This is a genomic window from Olsenella phocaeensis, from assembly GCF_048189965.1.
Classification (GTDB): Bacteria; Actinomycetota; Coriobacteriia; order Coriobacteriales; family Atopobiaceae; genus Olsenella_I; species Olsenella_I phocaeensis.
Genome location: NZ_DBEZHV010000006.1, coordinates 1 through 18,239, shown reverse-complemented (window position 1 = coordinate 18,239; position 18,239 = coordinate 1). Strand labels below are relative to the sequence as shown.

At 68.1% G+C, this 18,239-nt stretch carries 17 protein-coding genes and 1 tRNA gene; 2 read left to right on the top strand and 16 right to left on the bottom strand.

From position 1 onward, the window contains the following. Nucleotides 1-5 precede the first annotated feature (5 nt). The 9 genes from cmk to ACMPH2_RS02120 form a co-directional block, all read right to left on the bottom strand. Nucleotides 6-1,523, bottom strand: coding sequence for a (d)CMP kinase (gene cmk / locus ACMPH2_RS02160; protein WP_417118498.1), 1,518 nt, complete (start codon nt 1,521-1,523; stop codon nt 6-8). Further along, nucleotides 1,520-2,203 (bottom strand): histidine phosphatase family protein, encoded by a 684-nt coding sequence (locus tag ACMPH2_RS02155; RefSeq protein ID WP_417118497.1) that lies wholly within the window; start codon nt 2,201-2,203, stop codon nt 1,520-1,522. Before ACMPH2_RS02155 ends, cmk begins: the two co-directional genes overlap by 4 nt. Then, the gene (locus ACMPH2_RS02150; RefSeq protein ID WP_417118617.1) at nt 2,190-2,972 is read right to left on the bottom strand and encodes a pseudouridine synthase; all 783 of its coding nucleotides are present in this window, start codon (nt 2,970-2,972) and stop codon (nt 2,190-2,192) included. Before ACMPH2_RS02150 ends, ACMPH2_RS02155 begins: the two co-directional genes overlap by 14 nt. A gap of 55 nt (nt 2,973-3,027) precedes the next feature. Further along, complete coding sequence (scpB, locus tag ACMPH2_RS02145) at nt 3,028-3,834, bottom strand: SMC-Scp complex subunit ScpB (RefSeq protein ID WP_062530299.1); 807 nt, start codon at nt 3,832-3,834, stop codon at nt 3,028-3,030. Next, a complete protein-coding gene (locus ACMPH2_RS02140; RefSeq protein ID WP_062530297.1) occupies nt 3,831-4,646 on the bottom strand; it encodes a segregation and condensation protein A in 816 nt (271 codons plus the stop codon). The genes scpB and ACMPH2_RS02140 overlap by 4 nt, the downstream gene beginning before the upstream one ends. 1 nt (nt 4,647) lies before the next feature. Next, nucleotides 4,648-5,316 carry a site-2 protease family protein gene (locus ACMPH2_RS02135; protein WP_231782241.1) on the bottom strand — a complete coding sequence of 223 codons (669 nt, stop codon included), beginning with the start codon at nt 5,314-5,316 and terminating at the stop codon, nt 4,648-4,650. A 10-nt stretch (nt 5,317-5,326) separates the two neighbouring features. Beyond that, nucleotides 5,327-5,965, bottom strand: a complete 639-nt coding sequence (locus ACMPH2_RS02130; protein ID WP_062530295.1) for a flagellar biosynthesis protein FlhF — start codon at nt 5,963-5,965, stop codon at nt 5,327-5,329. Next, complete coding sequence (locus ACMPH2_RS02125; protein ID WP_062530293.1) at nt 5,958-7,949, bottom strand: ABC-F family ATP-binding cassette domain-containing protein; 1,992 nt, start codon at nt 7,947-7,949, stop codon at nt 5,958-5,960. The genes ACMPH2_RS02130 and ACMPH2_RS02125 overlap by 8 nt, the downstream gene beginning before the upstream one ends. Before the next feature lie 449 nt (nt 7,950-8,398). Next, nucleotides 8,399-8,854, bottom strand: a complete 456-nt coding sequence (locus ACMPH2_RS02120) for a VOC family protein (protein ID WP_417118496.1) — start codon at nt 8,852-8,854, stop codon at nt 8,399-8,401. 435 nt (nt 8,855-9,289) lie between these two features. Between ACMPH2_RS02120 and ACMPH2_RS02115 the strand changes: the two genes are divergently transcribed. Next, a complete protein-coding gene (locus tag ACMPH2_RS02115) occupies nt 9,290-10,255 on the top strand; it encodes a MarR family winged helix-turn-helix transcriptional regulator (protein ID WP_062530287.1) in 966 nt (321 codons plus the stop codon). Between the two features lie 168 nt (nt 10,256-10,423). Here ACMPH2_RS02115 and ACMPH2_RS02110 read toward each other — a convergent pair whose 3' ends face one another. The 6 genes from ACMPH2_RS02110 to ACMPH2_RS02085 form a co-directional block, all read right to left on the bottom strand. Continuing rightward, nucleotides 10,424-11,239 carry an energy-coupling factor ABC transporter ATP-binding protein gene (locus tag ACMPH2_RS02110; protein ID WP_417118495.1) on the bottom strand — a complete coding sequence of 272 codons (816 nt, stop codon included), beginning with the start codon at nt 11,237-11,239 and terminating at the stop codon, nt 10,424-10,426. After that, nucleotides 11,236-12,093, bottom strand: a complete 858-nt coding sequence (locus ACMPH2_RS02105) for an energy-coupling factor ABC transporter ATP-binding protein (protein ID WP_417118494.1) — start codon at nt 12,091-12,093, stop codon at nt 11,236-11,238. Before ACMPH2_RS02105 ends, ACMPH2_RS02110 begins: the two co-directional genes overlap by 4 nt. Continuing rightward, complete coding sequence (locus tag ACMPH2_RS02100; RefSeq protein WP_062530281.1) at nt 12,081-12,875, bottom strand: energy-coupling factor transporter transmembrane component T family protein; 795 nt, start codon at nt 12,873-12,875, stop codon at nt 12,081-12,083. The genes ACMPH2_RS02105 and ACMPH2_RS02100 overlap by 13 nt, the downstream gene beginning before the upstream one ends. Before the next feature lie 79 nt (nt 12,876-12,954). After that, the gene (locus ACMPH2_RS02095) at nt 12,955-13,554 is read right to left on the bottom strand and encodes an ECF transporter S component (protein ID WP_009279368.1); all 600 of its coding nucleotides are present in this window, start codon (nt 13,552-13,554) and stop codon (nt 12,955-12,957) included. A gap of 82 nt (nt 13,555-13,636) precedes the next feature. Beyond that, a complete protein-coding gene (locus ACMPH2_RS02090; protein WP_062530279.1) occupies nt 13,637-14,431 on the bottom strand; it encodes a nucleoside phosphorylase in 795 nt (264 codons plus the stop codon). Nucleotides 14,432-14,447: 16 nt separating this feature from the next. After that, a complete protein-coding gene (locus ACMPH2_RS02085; RefSeq protein WP_314638382.1) occupies nt 14,448-16,202 on the bottom strand; it encodes a phospho-sugar mutase in 1,755 nt (584 codons plus the stop codon). 316 nt (nt 16,203-16,518) lie between these two features. Here ACMPH2_RS02085 and ACMPH2_RS02080 point away from each other — a divergent pair. Next, a tRNA-Ala gene (locus ACMPH2_RS02080) sits at nt 16,519-16,594 on the top strand. 108 nt (nt 16,595-16,702) lie between these two features. Here ACMPH2_RS02080 and ACMPH2_RS02075 read toward each other — a convergent pair. Next, nucleotides 16,703-17,896: an NAD(P)-dependent alcohol dehydrogenase gene (locus ACMPH2_RS02075; RefSeq protein ID WP_417118493.1), complete on the bottom strand. Its 1,194-nt coding sequence runs from the start codon at nt 17,894-17,896 to the stop codon at nt 16,703-16,705. Nucleotides 17,897-18,239 lie beyond the last annotated feature (343 nt).

Below are 18,239 nucleotides of genomic sequence, written 5' to 3'. Positions count from 1 at the left end.
CTCCCCTACAGCTTGCCCGGGTGCTCCCGACGGAGCTCGTCGCGCATGGCATAGACGCGATCCATCGCCAGGGACTCCATCGCCTTCGCCTGGGCCTTGCGGCCCCTCACGCCCAGGTCGCCGAACTCGAGGCAGTCTCCGACCTTGCACCAGACCCTGCCCGGCCTCTTCCAGTGCGTGCCCTCGGGCGTGATGTTGAGGGCGCCAACGATGGAGAGGGGCTGCACGGGCGCCTTGGCGAGCTGGGCCACCAGGGCGAAGCCCGCGTGGAGCTCGACGGGCTGGTCCTGCGACCTGACGCGCGTCCCCTCCGGGAAGATGAGGATGCACTCACCCCTCCTGAGCGAGCGGACGCAGCGGCGCACGAAGCTCATGTCGGCCGTGCCCCTCACCACGGGGATGCCGCCGATGCGCGAGAAGAGCCAGGTCACGAACCTGTTGCCGTCGAACTCGCTCTTGTAGACGGGACGCACGCGCTGGCCGTGGGCCCAGAGCGAGACCACGACGGGGATCGGGTCGAGCATGGAGACGTGGTTCATGACTATGACGCGCCCGCGCCTCTCGTCCCAGAGCTTGCGGCCGTCCACCATCCTCCAGGGCCAGACGAGCTTGGTGAGGGCCCCGACCAGGCAGACCGCGAGGGCGAGAAGCGCTCGCGCCGGAAGCGGGAAGTCCGCCATGCGGTGGTCGTAGTAGTCGTCGAAGGAGTTTCCCGCGAAGGCGCGCATCCTGCCCTCGCCCGGCTCGGCGGCGGGCACGCCGACCGTCCCCGCCTCGCCTCCGGAGACCGCCTGGGACGCCGCCGGGACGTCGTCGCCGGAGTCCCTCTCACCCGAGGCGACCCGGTCCATGAGGGCCGAGATCAGCGCGACCTCCTCCTCCACGCTCAGTCTCGACGAGTCGATGTGCACGGCGTCCTCGGCGGGCCTCAGGGGGGACTCCTCGCGGGAGGAGTCGAGGCGGTCGCGACGGACGATGTCCTCCAGGATCTTGCGCTCCTCCTCGCCGTCCGCCTGCGCCGAGGCGTCGGTGGTGCTGTTGCCGCCGGCGCGCTGGACCGCCCTGCGGTGGGCGCGGGCCGCGGGGTCGGCGGTGAGGAAGACCTTCACGTCGGCCTGGGGAAACACCACGGTGCCGATGTCGCGGCCCTCGGCCACGACGTTGCTGGAACGCCCCAGCTCCCGCTGGCGCGCCACCATGGCGGCACGCACGGCGGGGACGGCCGCCACCGCTGACACGTTGTGGTCCACCTCGGCGGAGCGGATCTGGGCGCTGACGTCCTCGCCGGACTCGAAGACCGTCTGGGAGCCGTCCTCGGCCGTGCCGAAGCCGATGCCGCAGGCCTCGGCGACCCTCGCCACGGCCTCGCGGTCCGCCAGGTCGACCCCCCTCTGCAGGCAGCGCAGCGTGGCGCAGCGGTACATGGCACCGGTGTCGAGGTAGGTGAGGCCCCGCTCGCGCGCGAGCGCCCTCGCTATGGTTGACTTTCCGGAGCCGGCAGGCCCGTCGATTGCAACGATCACTTCACACTACCTTCCGCGATGTTCTCGGTCGTGTCCCTGCCCAGGAGGGAGGGATCCTCCGCCCTGCGCCGCACCTCCTCGGGTGCGAGCCCGATGGCGACGAGGGTGTAGCTCGTGCCGTCGCAGGCGAGGACCTGCGAGCTCACGTTGGGCAGGCGCAGCCTCCAGAAGCTCGTGAGCGGAATCTGGAGTGCCGAGGCCAGGACCGCCCTGGTGAGCCCCCCGTGGGTGACGCAGGCCGTGCGGCCCCCGAGAGGCCTCAGCGCCTCGAGCAGGCCGTGGGCGCGCGCGAAGAGCTCCTCGAAGCGCTCTGCCCCCTCGGGCGCCCGCGAGCGTCCGTCGGGACCCAGGGCCCAGGGGAAATCGTACCCCATGGCCCTGAGCTCACCCACCGTGAGGCCCTGCGCGGGACCGAACTCGATCTCGGCCAGCTCCTGCCTGACCTCGAGCGGCACGCCGAGCCTCCAGGCCGCCTCGCGCGCGATGGCGAGGCAGCGCGAGAGGGGCGACGACCAGACGCGGTCGGGCTCCCAGGCCACCAGCGCCTCGACGGCGCGCGCCATCTGGCGCTCCCCCTCCGGGCTCAGGTCCACGTCGCTCCTGCCCGAGAGCGTGCCGGCGAGGTTCGCCGTGGTCTCGGGGTGTCGCATCAGGAGGATGCGCTGCCTATCCCCTGGCATGCGAGGGCACCTCCCCCGTGGCCAGGGCCTCGACCGCCGCGCGCTCGCGGGCGTCGAGGGGCCTCCACTGGCCGGGCATGAGGCCCGTGAGGGCGAGGGGCCCGAACTCGTCGCGGTGCAGGCGCAGCACCTCGTGCCCCACGGCCTTGAGCATGCGCTTGACCTGGTGCTTGCGACCCTCGTGGATCCTGAGCGAGACGACGCTCGTCCCATAGGGAACGCCCTCGGGCGCCACGGGCAGGGTGTGCGGGTCGCCTGCGCGCAGCAGCCGCGCCTCCGCGGGTGCCGCGGCGCCACCCCGCAGCTCGACGCCCTCGCGCAGGGCCCGGAGGGCGTCTTTGCCCGGGACGCCTCGGACCAAGGCGACGTAGTGCTTCCAGACGTGGCGGGAGGGGTGGAGCATGCCGTTCGCCACGTCGCCGTTGGTGGTGAAGAGCAGGAGGCCCGTGGTGTCACCGTCGAGCCGGCCCACCGGGAAGAGGCCGGGATGGCGGTCCGTGGGCACGAGACTCGCCACGCAGGGACGGCCCTGGGGGTCCCTCATGGTGGTGAGGTAGCCCGCGGGCTTGTAGAGCATGACGTAGGCGTGCCCGTCGGCCAGGCGCACGAGGCGGCCGTCCACGCGCACCTCGTCCGCGTCGACGTCGACCTTGCTGCCCAGCTCGCTCACCACCTGGCCGTTCACGCTCACGCGCCCGGCGCACATGAGGTCCTCGGAGCCGCGCCGACTCGCGACGCCCGCACGGGCGAGGAAGCGCTGCAGGCGCATGGTGTGCGGCGCGCCCTCGGGAAAGGCCCGCTTGGCGCGCGCGTCCCCCTCACCCCTATTCGACATCACAGGACGCCTCCCCGACCACTGTGCCCGCGGCTTCCGCCTCGCCGCTCGGGACGACCGTCGCGGCGGCCACGCCGCCGACCTGGGCGAGGGGGGCCTCTCCCCCGTCCGCGAGGGCAACGAGGACCTCCGGGGCGTCCCCGTCGTAGCCGTCACCCAGGAGCTCCCGCTCCTGCTCCATGTCCTCCGAGGCCTCCTCCAGGGTGGACGAGATGGCCCGGCCGCTCAGGCGCTCACGGATGAACTGGCGCGACTCCTCGTCGGGCGCGAAGTCCTCGAGCGGCGGCAGGTCGCGCAGGGACCTGAGGCCGAACTGCTCCAGGAAGCGGCGGGTCGTGCCGTAGAGGAGGGCGCCGGAGCGACCCGACTCGTGCCCCACCTCGCGGACGAGGCCCTTCTCCTTGAGGGAGCCGATGACGCCGTCCGAGTTGACGCCGCGCACGGCCTTCACGCCCTCGCGCGTGACGGGCTGGTGGTACGCGATCACGGCGAGGGTCTCGAGGGCCGCCTGCGAGAGACGACGCATGTCCCACGAGAGCACGTAGCCCTCCACCTGCTCGTGATAGGCGGGGTGGGTGAAGAGCCTCCAGCCACCCGCGACCTCGCGCAGCTGGAAGCCGCGGTTGGCGTCGGAGTACTCCGCCGCGAGCTCAGCGAGGGCGGACGCCGCCTCGCCCGGGGCGACCCCCAGCGCCTTCGCGAGGTCGGTCGCCGGGACGGCGTCGGTCGAGACAAGGAGCAGCGCCTCGAGCTGGCCCCTGAGGGAGCCGGTGGAAAGTCGTTCGAGCTCGCTCATTGGAGTTCCTCCTCAATGCTGGTCAGTTCGGACTCGTCCAGCTCGAAGGCCGGTGCGCCCTCCACGCGTGCCACGTCGATCTCCCCGAAGGTCCGCGACTGGCTGAGCGTCACGGCGCCGCGCTTGCTGAGCTCGAGGATGGCCAGGAAGGTCGCGACGACCGCCTCGGGCCTCCAGTCACCGTCCACGAGCTCGGAGAAGGTCACGAGCGGACGGGCGCGGGTGAGGCGGTCGACCGATGCCACGGTGAGGGCGATGGGCAGGCGCTTGGGGGCGACGTGCTCCGCCTCGAGCAAGAAGCCCTCGCGCCTGCTGTCGAGGTCGGCGCAGATCACGGCGAGCGAGCGCAGGGTGATGCCCTTGAGGTAGTCGGGCATGAGGCCCATGAACTCCGGGTCGGGGCCGGCCGTGCGCGCGAGCATGAGGCCCTCCGCCTCCATGCGGCTCCCCAGGGCCATGCCAGCGTTCCTGAACTGCTTGTAGGCGATGAGCCGGGCGATGAGGACCTCGCGCACCTCCTCGGGCGAGAGGTCCGCGAACTCGTCGTCGTCCGCATCGTCGTCTCGCCGCGACGGCACGGAGTGGTCGGGCACCAGAGACGCGGCCTTCATGTCGAGGAGGGTCGACGCCACGAGAACGAAGTCACTCGCCACGTCCAGGTCCAGCTCCCCCATGGAGCGGACCTCCTCGAGGTACTGGTCGGCCACCTCGGCGATGGATATGGAGCCGATGGCCACCTTCTGCCTGCTCACGAGCTGGAGGAGCAGGTCGAAGGGCCCCGAGTAGGCCTGGGTCCTCACGCGGTACGACATGCTAGGCCCCCAGGAGGTGGCCGGCGAGGCGGATGGCGGTGGCCCTGAGGTAGGAGCTCAGGGGGTCGAAGCCCAGCAGGCCCGGCAGGACGTAGAGGACGACGAGCAGGATGGGCATGGAGTAGGCCTGCACCTGCTGGTATATGCGGCGTCCCTCTCCCCTGAGGAAGGGCGAGAGGAGCTTGGAGCCGTCGAGGGGCGGCAGGGGGATGAGGTTGAAGAAGGCAAGGGAGCAGTTGACGTAGCACCAGGACGAGGTGACGCGCAACAGCCAGTACGCCAGGCCGTACCCTCCGTCCCAGAAGCCCGCGAGGGCCTGGAAGGCGAGGCCGGCCACGACTGCCTGGAGGAGGTTGCAGGCCGGGCCCGCTAGGGCGACCAACGCCTCGTCACGGGCGGGATGACGCAGGCGGCGCGGGTCGAAGGGCACGGGACGGGCGTAGCCGAAGACCGGCCCCTGGGCGAGCGCCATGAGGACGGGCAGGAGGACCGACCCGAAGGGGTCGAGGTGCGCCGCGGGGTTGAGGGTGAGCCGTCCCTGCTCCTTCGCCGTGGGGTCGCCCAGCATGAGGGCGGCCCAGGCGTGGGCGAGCTCGTGCAGGACGAGCGAGAGGATGGCCACGCCGACGCTGACGAGCGTCCCGACGACGCTCATGAGGCTGAGGTCCACGTCCGCCCCCCTAGCGCCGAGATGCCCGGGACAGGAGCCAGTCGAGCACGAAGAGCGCGAGGGCCGCGATGGCGAAGTCGAGCCTCAGGACCCCGCCGAGCGGCGTCTCGAAGAGCAGGGCGCCCGAGAGGGCACGGGGCAGGAGCTGCGAGACGCGTGCCGTGAGCTCGAGGAGCTGGACGCGGTGCGATCCCACGACCACGGCGTCCGCGACCACGAGGGCCGAGAGGCCAAGCGCCGCGAGCCTGCAGGCGAGGGCGAGGAGCCACAGGGCGAGACGGGCGAGGAGCCCTCCCAGCGAGGACAGGAAGCCCCCATGGCGGCGGGCGGGCTCGGGCGAGAAGGCCTCGCGGCGAGGGCTCGGCACCGCGGCACGAGGCGCTGGCACGTAGGGCCTCTGCACCGGGGCCGGCTGTGCACGCGGCACCTGGGCCGCAGGCCTCAGCAGCGTGCGCTCGGGACTCTCGCCTGCCTGACGCGCGGAACGGTCAAGGCGCCTGGTCGCAGGCTCCGCCGCCTGCCAGGGGCGCGGCTCGTCGGCCGCCACGTAGGCGTCGGAAGGCACGTGGGCGCCCGCCTGTGAAAACTCCTGCCGGGGAGAGGCCGCCGTGCGCCCCTCCCAGCCACCACCCGGGACGTCGCTAGGCATTGAGGGCCTCCTCTATCTTCTCCGTGAGCTCGAGCCACTCCTCCTCGAGCGAGGGGATCTTCTTCGAGAGCGCGTTGTACTCCGCCATGCACGTGTCGAAGCGGTCTGCGTCGGCATAGAGCTCCTCCGAGGCCATGAGCTCCATCAGCTCCGCATAGCGCTTGCGCGCGGGCTCGAGGGCGGACTCGACCTGCCTCAGGCGGCACCTCTCGCCCTTGAGGGCGCGGTTCGCGGCGTTGCGCGCCTCCGCCTCCGCGCGGCGCTGCTCCTTGGTCTTCACGTTACGGCCCTGGGTCACGGGCTCCTCCTGGCTCGCCGTCGCACGGGTGGGCTGTGGCGCCTGCTGTCCGGACGCCTCGGCCTCCCGGGCCTCGAGCTCGGCGCGCTTGAAGAGGTAGTAGTCGTAGTCCCCGTCATAGAGGGTCACCTTGTGGTCGCGCACCTCGATGACCTTGTTCGCCACGGCGCGCACGAGGTGCTCGTCGTGGCTGATGAGCATGATGGTGCCCGGGAAGTCGACGAGCGCCTGCTCGAGCACGTCCACCGAGTCGATGTCCAGGTGGTTGGTGGGCTCGTCCAGGCAGAGCAGGGGGTCCGGCGAGACGAGCATCCTGGCCAGCGCGAGGCGCGCCCGCTCCCCGCCCGAGAGCACGCCGACGCGCTTGTCCACGTCGTCGCCATGGAAGAGGAAGGCGCCCAGGAGCCGGCGCTCCTCCGAGCTCGTCCAGCCGGGGGCAGCCTCGTCCATCTCCTGCATGACGGTCAGGCCCTCGTGCAGGGTCTCGAGCTGGTGCTGGGCGTAGTAGGTCTGGGTCACGTTCTGCCCCAGCTCGACCGTGCCACGACTGGGCTCCTCGTGGCCGTTGACGATCTTCATGAGCGTGGACTTGCCCGCACCGTTGGGGCCCACGAGGACCGCATGGTCGCCGCGGTAGAGCTTGAGGTCGACGCCCTCGTAGACGTGGTTCTCCCCGTAGCTCTTCGCCACGCCCTCGAGGCTGATCACCATGTCGCCCGTGCGCGGGGGCTCCGGGAAGCGGAAGCGGACCTTCTTCGACGACTCGGGCAGCACCACGAGCTCGGACTGGATCTGCTCGATGCGCCGGATGCGCTCCTGGACCTGCTTGGCCTTGGTGGGCTTGTAGCGGAACTTGTCCACGAAGACCTGCATGTGGTTGATGTCGCGCTCCTGGGCGGCGCGCTTGGCGCGGAGCTGCTCCAGGTTGTCCTCGCGCTGGCGCAGGTAGCCGGAGTAGTTGCCCACGTAGGTGACCAGGCGCTTGTTCTCGAGCGCGGCGACGTGGCTCACGCAGGAGTCCATGAAGGCACGGTCGTGGCTCACCAGGAGCACGGCGCCGTCATAGGAGCTCAGGAAGGACTCAAGCCACTTGACGCTCTCGAGGTCGAGGTGGTTGGTGGGCTCGTCCAGGAGCAGGAGGTCGGGATGGCGGAGGAGGAGCTTTGAGAGGGCGATGCGCATCTGCCAGCCGCCCGAGAAGTCGCGCGAAGGCTTGTCGAAGTCCTCGATGGGAAACCCCAGGCCGCCCAGGATCTGCCGGGCGCGCGCCTCGAGCTCGTAGCCGCCCAGCCGCTCGAAGCGGTCCTGCGCCGCGCCGTAGCGCTCGAGGAGGCCGTCCTGCTCGGGCCCGGTGGGCATGGACGAGATCTGGTGCTCCATCTGGGATATGCGGCGCTCGAGCTCCTTGAGCTCGTGGGCGGAGTCGACGACCTCGGCGAGGGCGCTCTTCTCGCCCGCCAGATGGGTCTCCTGCTCCAGGTAGCCGATGCTGCAGTCGCGCGCGAAGCTCACCGTGCCCTCGTCGGCGGACTCCTGGCCCATGATTATCTTGAGCAGCGTGGTCTTCCCGGCGCCGTTGGGACCCACCAGGCCCCAACGCTCGCCGGCATTGAGCTGCAGCGTAGCGGCCGAGTACAGGACCCGGCCGCCGAATGACTTCGAGATCTTGTCAGCGAGTGCGATCAAGCGCGTTCCTCCGGATGCCCGCCTACACGTGACCTCCCAGTATACGAGATGGCCCGACGGGGGCGACGTCTCCTGCCGACGCGCACATCGCAGGAACAGAATGGCTCGCCGACGACTGCAGGCCAGGCGCGCCCACTACGTCCAATGCGTGCCCTGGTTCGCCCACTGCGTCCGACGCGCTCGGAGGCTCGTCTCGACAACGCCCGATACGCGCGTATTCTTCTTGATAGCGTCTGACGCGCGCCAAGATTCGCCGAAAGCGTCCGACGCGTCTTTGGCGTGGCCGGCAACTGGGCAAACGCGAACGCTTCAGACGCGTTCGACGTATTCGTGGATTTTATGCACGCGTTCGACGTGCTCGTTCGACTCATGCGCAGCCCCGCACGCGCAGCGCAGCTCGACGGCGAACAACACGTATGTCAGGCGCGATGACGCCGCGAGTGCCGCGCCTACGAGCAGAGGTGGATGGCGAAGCCCGCGATCTGCCGCTCGAAGTAGATCAGCTGGGTGCTGCCATCAGGCCTGAGCACGCGCGACGCCTGGTTAAGCCTGAACCCGCGCGCCTCGAACCAGCGCTCCGCCGCAGGCAGGTCGTCGACATGGAAGCCGATGTGGCCCTTCTCCCCGCGCGGGGCCTGGGGGCGCATTATCTCGACCAGGCTGCCCGAGAAGAGCGAGATGGGGGCCTGGACGTTGCGCGGCAGCCCCATGAGGGTCTGGAAGAGGCCCGCGATCTGCTCCGCCTCCTCGTCCGTAGCCGCGTTCACGCCCACGTGGGCGATACTGAGCCCGAAGAGTGCCACCGGATCGTCCTGCACGCTCGTGTCCTTCACGCTCGTGTCCTTCACGCTCGTGTCCTTCACGCTCGTGTCCTGCACGCTCGTGTCCTTCACCTCGTCTGCCATGAAAAGCTCCCCTTCCTCGTCGTAGGAGGACCCTCTCCCCTCTTCCCCCTTTTCGCTCGAGTGTACAAGCTGAAGGTTTCAACTTGCGCACTCGTGAGACGGTTTCTCTCTCCTTCCTGCACAGACATCGTGGCGCGGCTGTCGAGTGCGCAATTGAGTGCTTTAAGTTTGTGCACTCGCAAGGGGGAGGTGGGACGAGGGTGGTGAATCAAGGGGCGCGCGGCTCCGGCGGTCGTCGCATCCACAGGAAAGCAAACAAATTACACAGGTACCTGTCTTATGTGGAGGAGCGGTGTAGATGCGCCTCCCAACGAGGCCGAGCGTCGCAATCCAACTCCGCACTGCTATCGTCGTAGACAGTTACACAGGTACCTGACATTCGAAAGACGCACGGAAGGACCGTGCGGGACGCCAGGCGCCGACGGAGGGATTCGCATGACCGAAGAGAACGACACCCAGACCCAGGCAGACCAGACCGAGGAGGTCGCGGGCGAGAAGGCCGAGGCCACGAGCCCCAAGGCCCACGAGGAGATCTCGCTCGCCCACAAGGCCGGACGCATGGGCAACCTGCTCTATCGCTACACCAAGCTCCAGACCGAGGCCCACGGCGGCTTCGGCGACCCGCTGCGCGGCCAGGGACGCGTGCTCGCGCTGCTCAAGGCCAAGCCCGAGACCAGCCAGAAGGAGCTCTCGTTCCTGCTCGACATGCGCCAGCAGTCGCTCTCGGAGCTGCTCGCCAAGCTGGAGGAGAAGGGCTTCGTCACCCGTGCCAAGTCCGAGGAGGACGGGCGCGTCACCATGGTGCGCCTGACCGAGGAGGGCGCGTCCGCCGCCCCCGCCGAGGACGACATGGACCCCGACGAGGACGTCTTCTCCTGCCTCTCCGCCGAGGAGCGCGCCCAGTTCGAAGCCCACGTTGACACCGTGATCGCCTCCTTGGAGGAGAAGCTCCGTGCATTGGGCTTCGACCCCAACGCCAGGCGCGAGCGCCACGACGACCGCCGTGGCGGCTTTGGGCGCGGGCGAGACGAGCGCGGAGGGCGCGGCGGCTATGGTCGTGGCGGCTTCGAGCGCGGAGGGCGCGACGAGCGTCGGGGCGGCTACGGCCACGGCCGCGACGAGCGCGGGGGGCGTGGGGGCTTCGACCGCGAGCGCCACGACGACCGCTGCGGCGGCTTTGGACGCGGGCGAGACGAACGCGGCAGCAGGGACGAGCGCCCCAGCCGCGGGCCCAAGGGCTTCGGCCCCCAGAACACGAGCCGAGGCTACGGCTATCAGAGCTCCGACCGCAAGGGCGGCTACGGCCACGGCCGCGACGAGCGCGGAGGGCGCGGGGGCTTCGACCGCGGGGGCCGGGACGACCGCCGCGGCGGCTACGGCAAGGGACGCGACCGCGACTAGGTCCCCAGCCCGCAAGTCAAACGTCCCTGACGCCCTGGTGTCCGGACAGGCAAGACGAGACCCCTCCAAGGCAACCAAGCCATGGAGGGGCCTCCTGTTGTTCGCGCGCCATCGGGCATGGCGCGCATGACCCAGACGCAGCGACCTCTCCCCCGTCGCGCGTCTCCTCTAGGCGTGGGACCCGTGCTGGGATCTGTAGAAGTCAACGAATTCCTGTGGCGAGAGGAACAGCTCCTCGTAGCCCAAGGCATGGCAGAGCTGCGCCGTGGTGGGCTGCTCCAGCCGCGCGCGCTCGAGGACGTCCCGCTGCGAGAACACGGAGCGTGGGTCCGCGTCGAGGAGGACCTCGCCGTGCGCCATGGCGATGACGCGCTCGAAGGTCTGCGCCACGAAGTCCATGTCGTGGAGGATCGATATGACGACCTTCCCCTGGCACGACAGGTCCCGCACGATTCGGGCGAGACGCTCCTTGCCGTCATGGTCCTGCGCGATGGTCGGCTCGTCGAAGATGACCACGTCGGTGTCCATGGCGAGGATGGCCGCGATGGACACCATCTTGCGATCCGAGAGCCCCAAGTCGTAGGGGTTCACAGCCTCGTGGCCAGATAGCCCGACCAGCTCGAGGGCGGCGAGCGCTGAGGCCCGCGCCTCGCCCTCGCCCATGCCGATCTGGAACGGCCCGAACATGACCTCGTCCAGCACGTTGTTCTTGAAAATCTGGTCGTTAGGATTCTGGAAGACAAGGCCGACGTGGCGCGCGAGCTCCGGGACGGAGGATCCGGCGATGTCGCGGCCGTCAAGCAGTATGCTCCCCGAGCTAGGCCTGAGCAGGCCCTTCAGGAGCTTCACGAAGGTCGTCTTCCCGGCGCCGTTCTGACCCACCAGGGCGCAGGAGCGCCCGTCGAGCGAGAAGTCGAGGCCCTTCAGGACCTCGGGACCCTTGGCATAGGAGAAGTGCAGGTCCCTAACGTCGATCTTGCTCATCGGACCTCACCGCCCCTTCCGCCCGCACCAAGCAGGCTGCGCGTCTCCTCGAGCGTGACCGGGTAGAGCCCGTCTGCGAAACGCACGCCGAGCTGCCGGCAGATCTGGGTGTAGGTCGGCGCGACGACGCCGTGCTCCGCGAGGTCGTCGCGCGAGAAGATGGCGCGGGGCGTGTCCATCGCCACGAGTCTGCCCTCGTCCAAGAGCATCACTCGGTCGCTGTACGCCGCGATCTTCTCAATCTTGTGCTCGACCATGACGATGGTCTTGCCCTGGGCGCGCAGGACGTCCACCGCGCGGAACACGTCCTCAGATCCCTGGGGGTCGAGCTGTGAGGTGGGCTCGTCCATCACGATGACCTCGGGTTCCATGACGATGATCCCCGCAAGGGCCATGCGCTGCATCTGGCCACCCGAGAGGTCGAAGGGAGCACGGTCCTTGTACTGGGCGATGTCCAGCAGCTCCATGGCCGCGTCGATGCGGCGGCGCATCTCCTTGGGAGGAACCCCGAAGTTCTCGAGCCCGAAGGCGATCTCCTCGTACACGGTGAGCTTCGATCCCGTCACCTGGTTGAAGGGGTTCTGGAACACGAGGCCCACCTTGCGGCAGAGCTCGTCCACGCTCGACTCCCGCACGTTCTGGCCGTCGATGGTCACGGAGCCTCCGTAGGCGCCGTGGTAGAAGTTGGGGACCAGCCCGAGCAACGCTTGCGTGAACGTCGACTTTCCCGCGCCGTTTCTGCCGATGACGCCCACGAACTCGCCGCGCTCTATCTGGCAGCTCACATCGTCCAGCGCGAGTCTCTTCGCGTCAGGGTAGCGATACTTCAGGTTTCGCACCTCTATCTGGGCCACGAGACCACCCCCACGATTCTCAGGACGAAGAATGCGACGCCGAGCGTGAGGAGGGCCAGGAGGGCGATCCGCACCGGACGGTCGGCAGAGCTTGGTACGAACTCGTCCAGGAAGGTCTTGCGCTCGTGCGAGTTGAAGCCGCGCACCTCGAGGGCGATGGACCGCTCGCGCGTGTCGGTGAACGAGCTCATGATCACGGGAGAGATGAGGGGGAGAAACGCCCTCACCCTCGTCCCCAGGCTTCCCTCGGTTTGCATGCCCCGGCTGCGCTGGGCGTCCGTGATGGTCGACGTGTGCTCCGTCATCTGCGGGATTATCTGGAAGAGCGAGACGAAGACGTAGCCCAGGCGTGGCGAGATGCCCCGTCTCACCATGGACTGCATCATGTCGGAGGGTTTCGTGGCGAGCACGAAAACGCAGAAGGCGAAGATAATGTTGAAGACGTTGAGGACGATTCCCAGGGAGTAGTCGAATCCCTCCCGGCGTGCCACCAGGGGCCCGATGCGGAAGAGCTCGGTGTATGCGCCGCCGCGGAAGAAGGTCTGGACGATCACGACAGTGAGGAGGACGAAGCCCGACACCGCGATGATGGGCCTTGACTTCGTCAGGATCTTGGAGCCCGCCAGGAGCGCAATGCTCAGGAGCATGATCGCCAGCTGTGGCACCGTCCCGCCCACGAGGGCAGGAAATGCGATGGCGACGACCACGTAGAGAAGCTTCGTCTCGGGCGAGAGTCCATTGAGGAAGGAGTGCTTCTCCTCGAACAGGCTGATGCTTTTCATGGTCACGGTTTCGATAGGGGTCCCGGCTGGGAACCAAGGGAACGGGGGCTCCCCGGGGGTTCCCGGGGAGCGGGAGGCGTTAGTCCAGGGACTCGTCCTTCGCCTGGTAGAGCGAGATGAGGCTCTTGGGCAGCACCTTGTAGATGCCGGCGGTGATGAAGAGCACCACGATCTTGTCGGGCAGGTCAACGATGATCTCGTCGACGGCGGAGGCGAGGAAGCCCTGCGAGCCCATGGCTGCGAATGCCGCGTCGCCCCAGACGTTGCCCGTGGAGCCTCCCCAGAAGGCCATGTTGAGCGGCGTCGAGATGCAGACCGCTACGAGGCCGGCGACGAGGCCGGCGACGAGGATGCCGGGCGCCTTGCGCATGTGACCGTACCAGGCCATGAGGCCCACGGCGATGCCGATGCCCGCCTGGGTGAGCCCGTACACTGTAGAGATCGGGTCCATAGTGAGGCCATAGATCACGTTGGTCAGGAAGCCCGAGAGCGCCCCCACCACGGGCCCGGCCATGCAGGCCGAAAGGCAGGTGCCGATCGAGTCGAGCCACAGCGGCAGCTTGAGCATGCTCGCGAAGAGCTTTCCGACGTAATTGATGCCGATGGCCGCGGGGATGAGCACGAGCGACGCGGTGTTCAGCTTGAGCGACCAGGGACTTCCCTCTCTCTTGCTTGACATGGAACTTGCTCCTTTCGTATGCCAGATTCTGTCGGACGGGGCGAGGCGCCCCTCCGAATGAGCCGATTGCCCGATGCGGCCGCTACTCCCCCGCCTTGCGGTAGTGCTCGAGGCGCACGACCGTCTCGAGCGCGAGCGTAATCTCGTTCCTCTCACCTTGGGCCGCCTTGTCCTCCGCGCCGGTGTAGGCGTTGATCTCGCTCGCGAGGTCGCCCCCGTAGAGCGAGACGACGTTCAGGATGGAGCCGCACCGAACCCTGCGCAGGCGTCCGATGGTGAAGAGCGCCGAGGTCTCCATGTCGGCTCCGAGCACGCCACGGTCGTGCCAGTAGCGGTCTATGTCCTCCTCGCGGTCGGTGTAGAAGCTGTCGTGGCTCCTCCCCAGCCCGACGTGGAACGGGAGGCCAAGCTCGCGGGCCGTCTGTACCTCAGCCATGAGTACATCGGTGTCGGGGACGGCAGGGTAGTTCTCGCCCACGTACGCCCTCGAGGCGCCGTCGTCGCGCACCACGCCGCTCAGCACGACGAGGTCGCCCATGCCCACCTCGGGCTGGAGGGCGCCGCAGGATCCGATGCGGATCATGCATTCGACGCCGACGTTGTGGAGCTCCTCGACGGCTATCCCCGTGGAGGCGCCGCCCATGCCAGTCGAGACGCACATGACGCGTACGCCCCGATAGCTGCCCACGATGCTCTTCATCTCCCGGTTGAACGCAATGTCCTGCACGTCGTCGAGGAACTCGCGCATGCGGTCCACGCGCGCCCAGTCTCCGGGCAGGATCGCGTAGCGGGCCGCGTCCTTCCTCGTGCACCTCACGTGCGGCTGCGGCTGCCCCCGTGGGCACTGCCCCTCTCGTGGCTGCAGTTCGTCTCCCATGACCTCGTCCCCTTCCCTAGGCGCCAAGGAGCTGGCGCGTCGCCGCCTCGAGCTCGTCGAGGGCTCGGGTCGACTCATCCCGGCTGCCAGCGATCCCGAAGAGATAGCACTTGAGCTTCGGCTCGGTCCCAGATGGCCTCACCATGACCTTGCACCCGTCGTCGAGCCTCCATTCGAGGACGTCGGACGCAGGCAGCGTCTGCGATCGGTCGTCCCCCGGACCTCCCAGCTGCGGAAGGGGTTGGGGGTGGAGGTAGTCGACGGTGCGGGTCACCCCGCGCCCGGCGATGTCCCGAGGCGCGCCCTCGCGTAGGGCCCGCATCTTGGACGCCATGAGCGTGGCCCCCTCGGCGCCGGGGTACTGGAGGTTAAGCGTGCGGTTCAGGTGGAAGCCGTGCCGCTCGTACAGGACGTCCATGGCCTCGACGAGGTCGAGGCCCCTCTTGGCGTACCAGCCCGCCATCTCGACGAGGAGGGTGAGCGCCGTAACGCCGTCCTTGTCCCGCACGTAGGGGCCCGGCAGGTATCCGTAGCTCTCCTCGTATCCCATGAGCCAGCGCTCGGCTCCGCCCTGCCGCTCGAGGACGGCAATCTGGCCGCCGATGTTCTTGAAGCCGGTGAGCGTGCGACGCAGCTGGAAGCCGTGCTCGCGCGCGACGTCGTCCAACATGTCGGATGACACGATGGACGAGACGGCCACCTTGCGTGAGAGGTCGTCTCCCGCCTCCGCACGCGTCCGTGCCATCCAGTCCATGAGGAGGATGCCCACCTCGTCCCCCGTGAGCAGGACGTACCTGCCATCGTGGAGGACGGCGCTGCCCAGGCGGTCCGCATCGGGGTCGGTCGCCACGACGAGGTCGGGATGCAGCTCGTCCGCAAGGGAGAGCGCGAGCTCCAGGGCCTCGCGGAACTCCGGGTTGGGATAGGGGCAGGTCGTGAAGTCGCCATCGGGTTCCACCTGCTCGGGCACGACGGACACGTCGCTCACGCCGATACTCGCGAGCGAGCGTCTCACCAACTCGAGCCCAGTGCCATTGAGTGGGGTGTAGACGACCCTCGGTGGACGAGCCGGGTCGATCGAGCCAGGGACATGGAGCGCATGCACGCACGCTAGGAAGTCGTCGAGGACCGAGTCGTCGATCCAGCTGACGAGCCCCTGGGCAAGGCAGTCCTCGAAGGGCAGCCTCCTGGACCCGTCCAGCACGTCAATCCTCCCTATGGCAGTGGCGACCTCCTCTGCGACCTCGCCGGAGATCTGGCAGCCGTCCGACGCGAATACCTTGCAGCCGTTGTACTGGCGCGGGTTGTGGCTCGAGGTGACCATCACTCCGGCGGAGCAGCCCAGGCGCGGTATGGCAAAGGAGAGGGTGGGCACGGGCTCGACCCTGGGGTACATGAGTACCTCGATGCCATTCGCGGCGAAGACCTCTGCGGCGACGCGCTCGAATCGCTCCGAGTTGTTGCGCGTGTCGCGGCAGAGGGCGACGCGCGGACGCTTCCCGGGCTCCGCGTTGGCATTGACCCAGTCGGCGAGGCCCTGCATCGCCTGCGCGACCACGTGCACGTTCATGCGGTTGGTCCCCACGCCCATGACGCCGCGAATACCTGCGGTGCCAAAGGAGAGGTATCGATAGAAGGCATCGAAGAGCTCGTCCTCATGGCCTGGCGCGAGAAGCGCGCGTAGTTCCCCCAGCAGCTCTGGGTCGCGCTCCCTCGCCTCCCAGTCGAGCACCCGTCTCATGAGCTCGTCGCTGAGCATGTCGCCCCTCATCCCCCTGCTCCACGGCAACCAACCGAGCAATCGCCATGACATACTGTTGCGTCTGTGCATAAAATCCGGCAACTAATGAAACATAGTAGTGTCCTCGTGTTGTGAAGAGGAAAAAATGTGTCGACGGTAGCGTTGGCCTGCATGAGCGGCACCGGGACGTGGCGAACGCCACCACGGCCTCCGCCACGTCAGCCATCAGAGCGCCCATCGGTGCGATTGTCATCCAGACGCTTTTTCGGGGTTCAACAAAATTTGTCAAAAAAGTCCTTGACCGACCTTTTCCCTTTGCTAATATAGCTACTGCACCAACGCGAACGGGGAATTAGCTCAGTTGGGAGAGCGCGTGACTGGCAGTCACGAGGTCAGGGGTTCGAACCCCCTATTCTCCACCATGTAGACTCGGAGCCAGGACTCAGGTCCTGGCTCTTTTGCTATCTCTGCGCCCAGGCGCGCATGCGGACCCGTCCCACAGCAGGCTGCCTGCCGCACATGCCCCCCTATTACAGGAAGGGGCCCGGAACCCCCGAACGGACGAGTCCCGAGCCCACGTCGTTATCGGCATCACGGCCTGGAGCCATGACCTCGTGGCAAGACCACGAGATTCTGAGCACCGCCTTGATGATCTTGCCGTCGTGCGAGTCCCGCAGGGCCTGGTCTATGTCCTTGAAGTCGTAGAACGAGAGGATGCGGTCGATCGGGAAGCGACCCTCCTTGTACCACTTGACCATCTGGGGGATGAACTGCTTGGGGTTGGACTCCCCCTCGCAGGTACCCCTCATGGTGCGCATGGGCATCATGATGTCAGCGCCGACCTCGAAGTGCTCGAGGGAGCCCGCGGCCGCCACGGGCAGGAAGGTGCCATGGAACTTGAGGCCCCGGATGGCATTGAGCATCATGTTGCCGTTTCCGGAGGTGTCCACGCTGATGTCGGCGCCACGACCGGTGATGCGACGGATCTCTCCCGCGATGTCCTCCACCTCGCGACGATTGATGGTGTGCGTGGCTCCCAGTTCGCGAGCGAGCTCGAGGCTCTTTGGATTGCCTCCCACGGCGATGATGGTCTTGCAGTCCACGACGGCAGCTCCCATGATGGCGCTCATGCCTACGGCGCCACAGCCAAAGACCGCGACCTGCGAGCTGGGGTCGGCCTGCCCGGCGTTGATGACCGCGCCGGCGCCCGTCTGGACGCCACACCCCAAGGGTGCGACGAGCCCCAGGTCAATGTCATCGTCCACCTTGGCCACCGACGCGGCAGCGGCCACAGAGTGGGTGGCAAAGGAGGACTGGCCGAAGAACATGCTCACGTCCCTGCCGTCCTGGTGCAGGCGGGTGGTGCCGTCGGTCGTCGCCACGCCACCGAAGTTGATGGGGTTGAAGTTCTCGCAATAGTAGGGCTCCCCGTGCTTGCAGGCGTCGCAGCTGTTGTCGAAGGCGTAGGTGATGCCCACGTGGTCGCCGGGCTTGAGGTCCTCGACGCCGGTCCCGACGCGCTCGACGATTCCGGCTCCCTCGTGCCCGAGGACGAGGGGAAGGGGGATGGGGACGCCCTGGCTGCGGCCGAACTCGTCGGTGTGGCAGATGCCGGTCGCGACGTTGCGGACAAGGACCTCGCCCGCCTTCGGCTCGTCCAGCTCGACGTCCTCGAGCAGGTAGGGTCCGTTGGCCTCGTGCACGACGTATGCCTTGATCTTCATGAGGTCCCCCTCCCAAGGATCGGCACGATGCCGCAGGCGCATCCGTACGCCCGCGCGCGGTGCCCGTCACCCATTATGAGCGAACGCAGCCCCCGTGCTCCCCTGGCGCCCCTCTCCCCCGTCATCGACCCCCTGGCGTCCCGCCGGCGTTGCGCCGCCGCCCTGCCGGCATTCCACCATCGTTCTCTATGCCGTTCCGCCGTCGTTCTCTATGCCGTTCTCTGAAGTCGGCCGTGCAAACGCCCAGTTGGCAAGGCTATCGATTCAGCAAGTTGCATAGAGAACGAGAACGCGGGGGAAGGGTGGGAGAAGGGCAGAGGGAGAAGGGCAGAGGGAGAAGGGC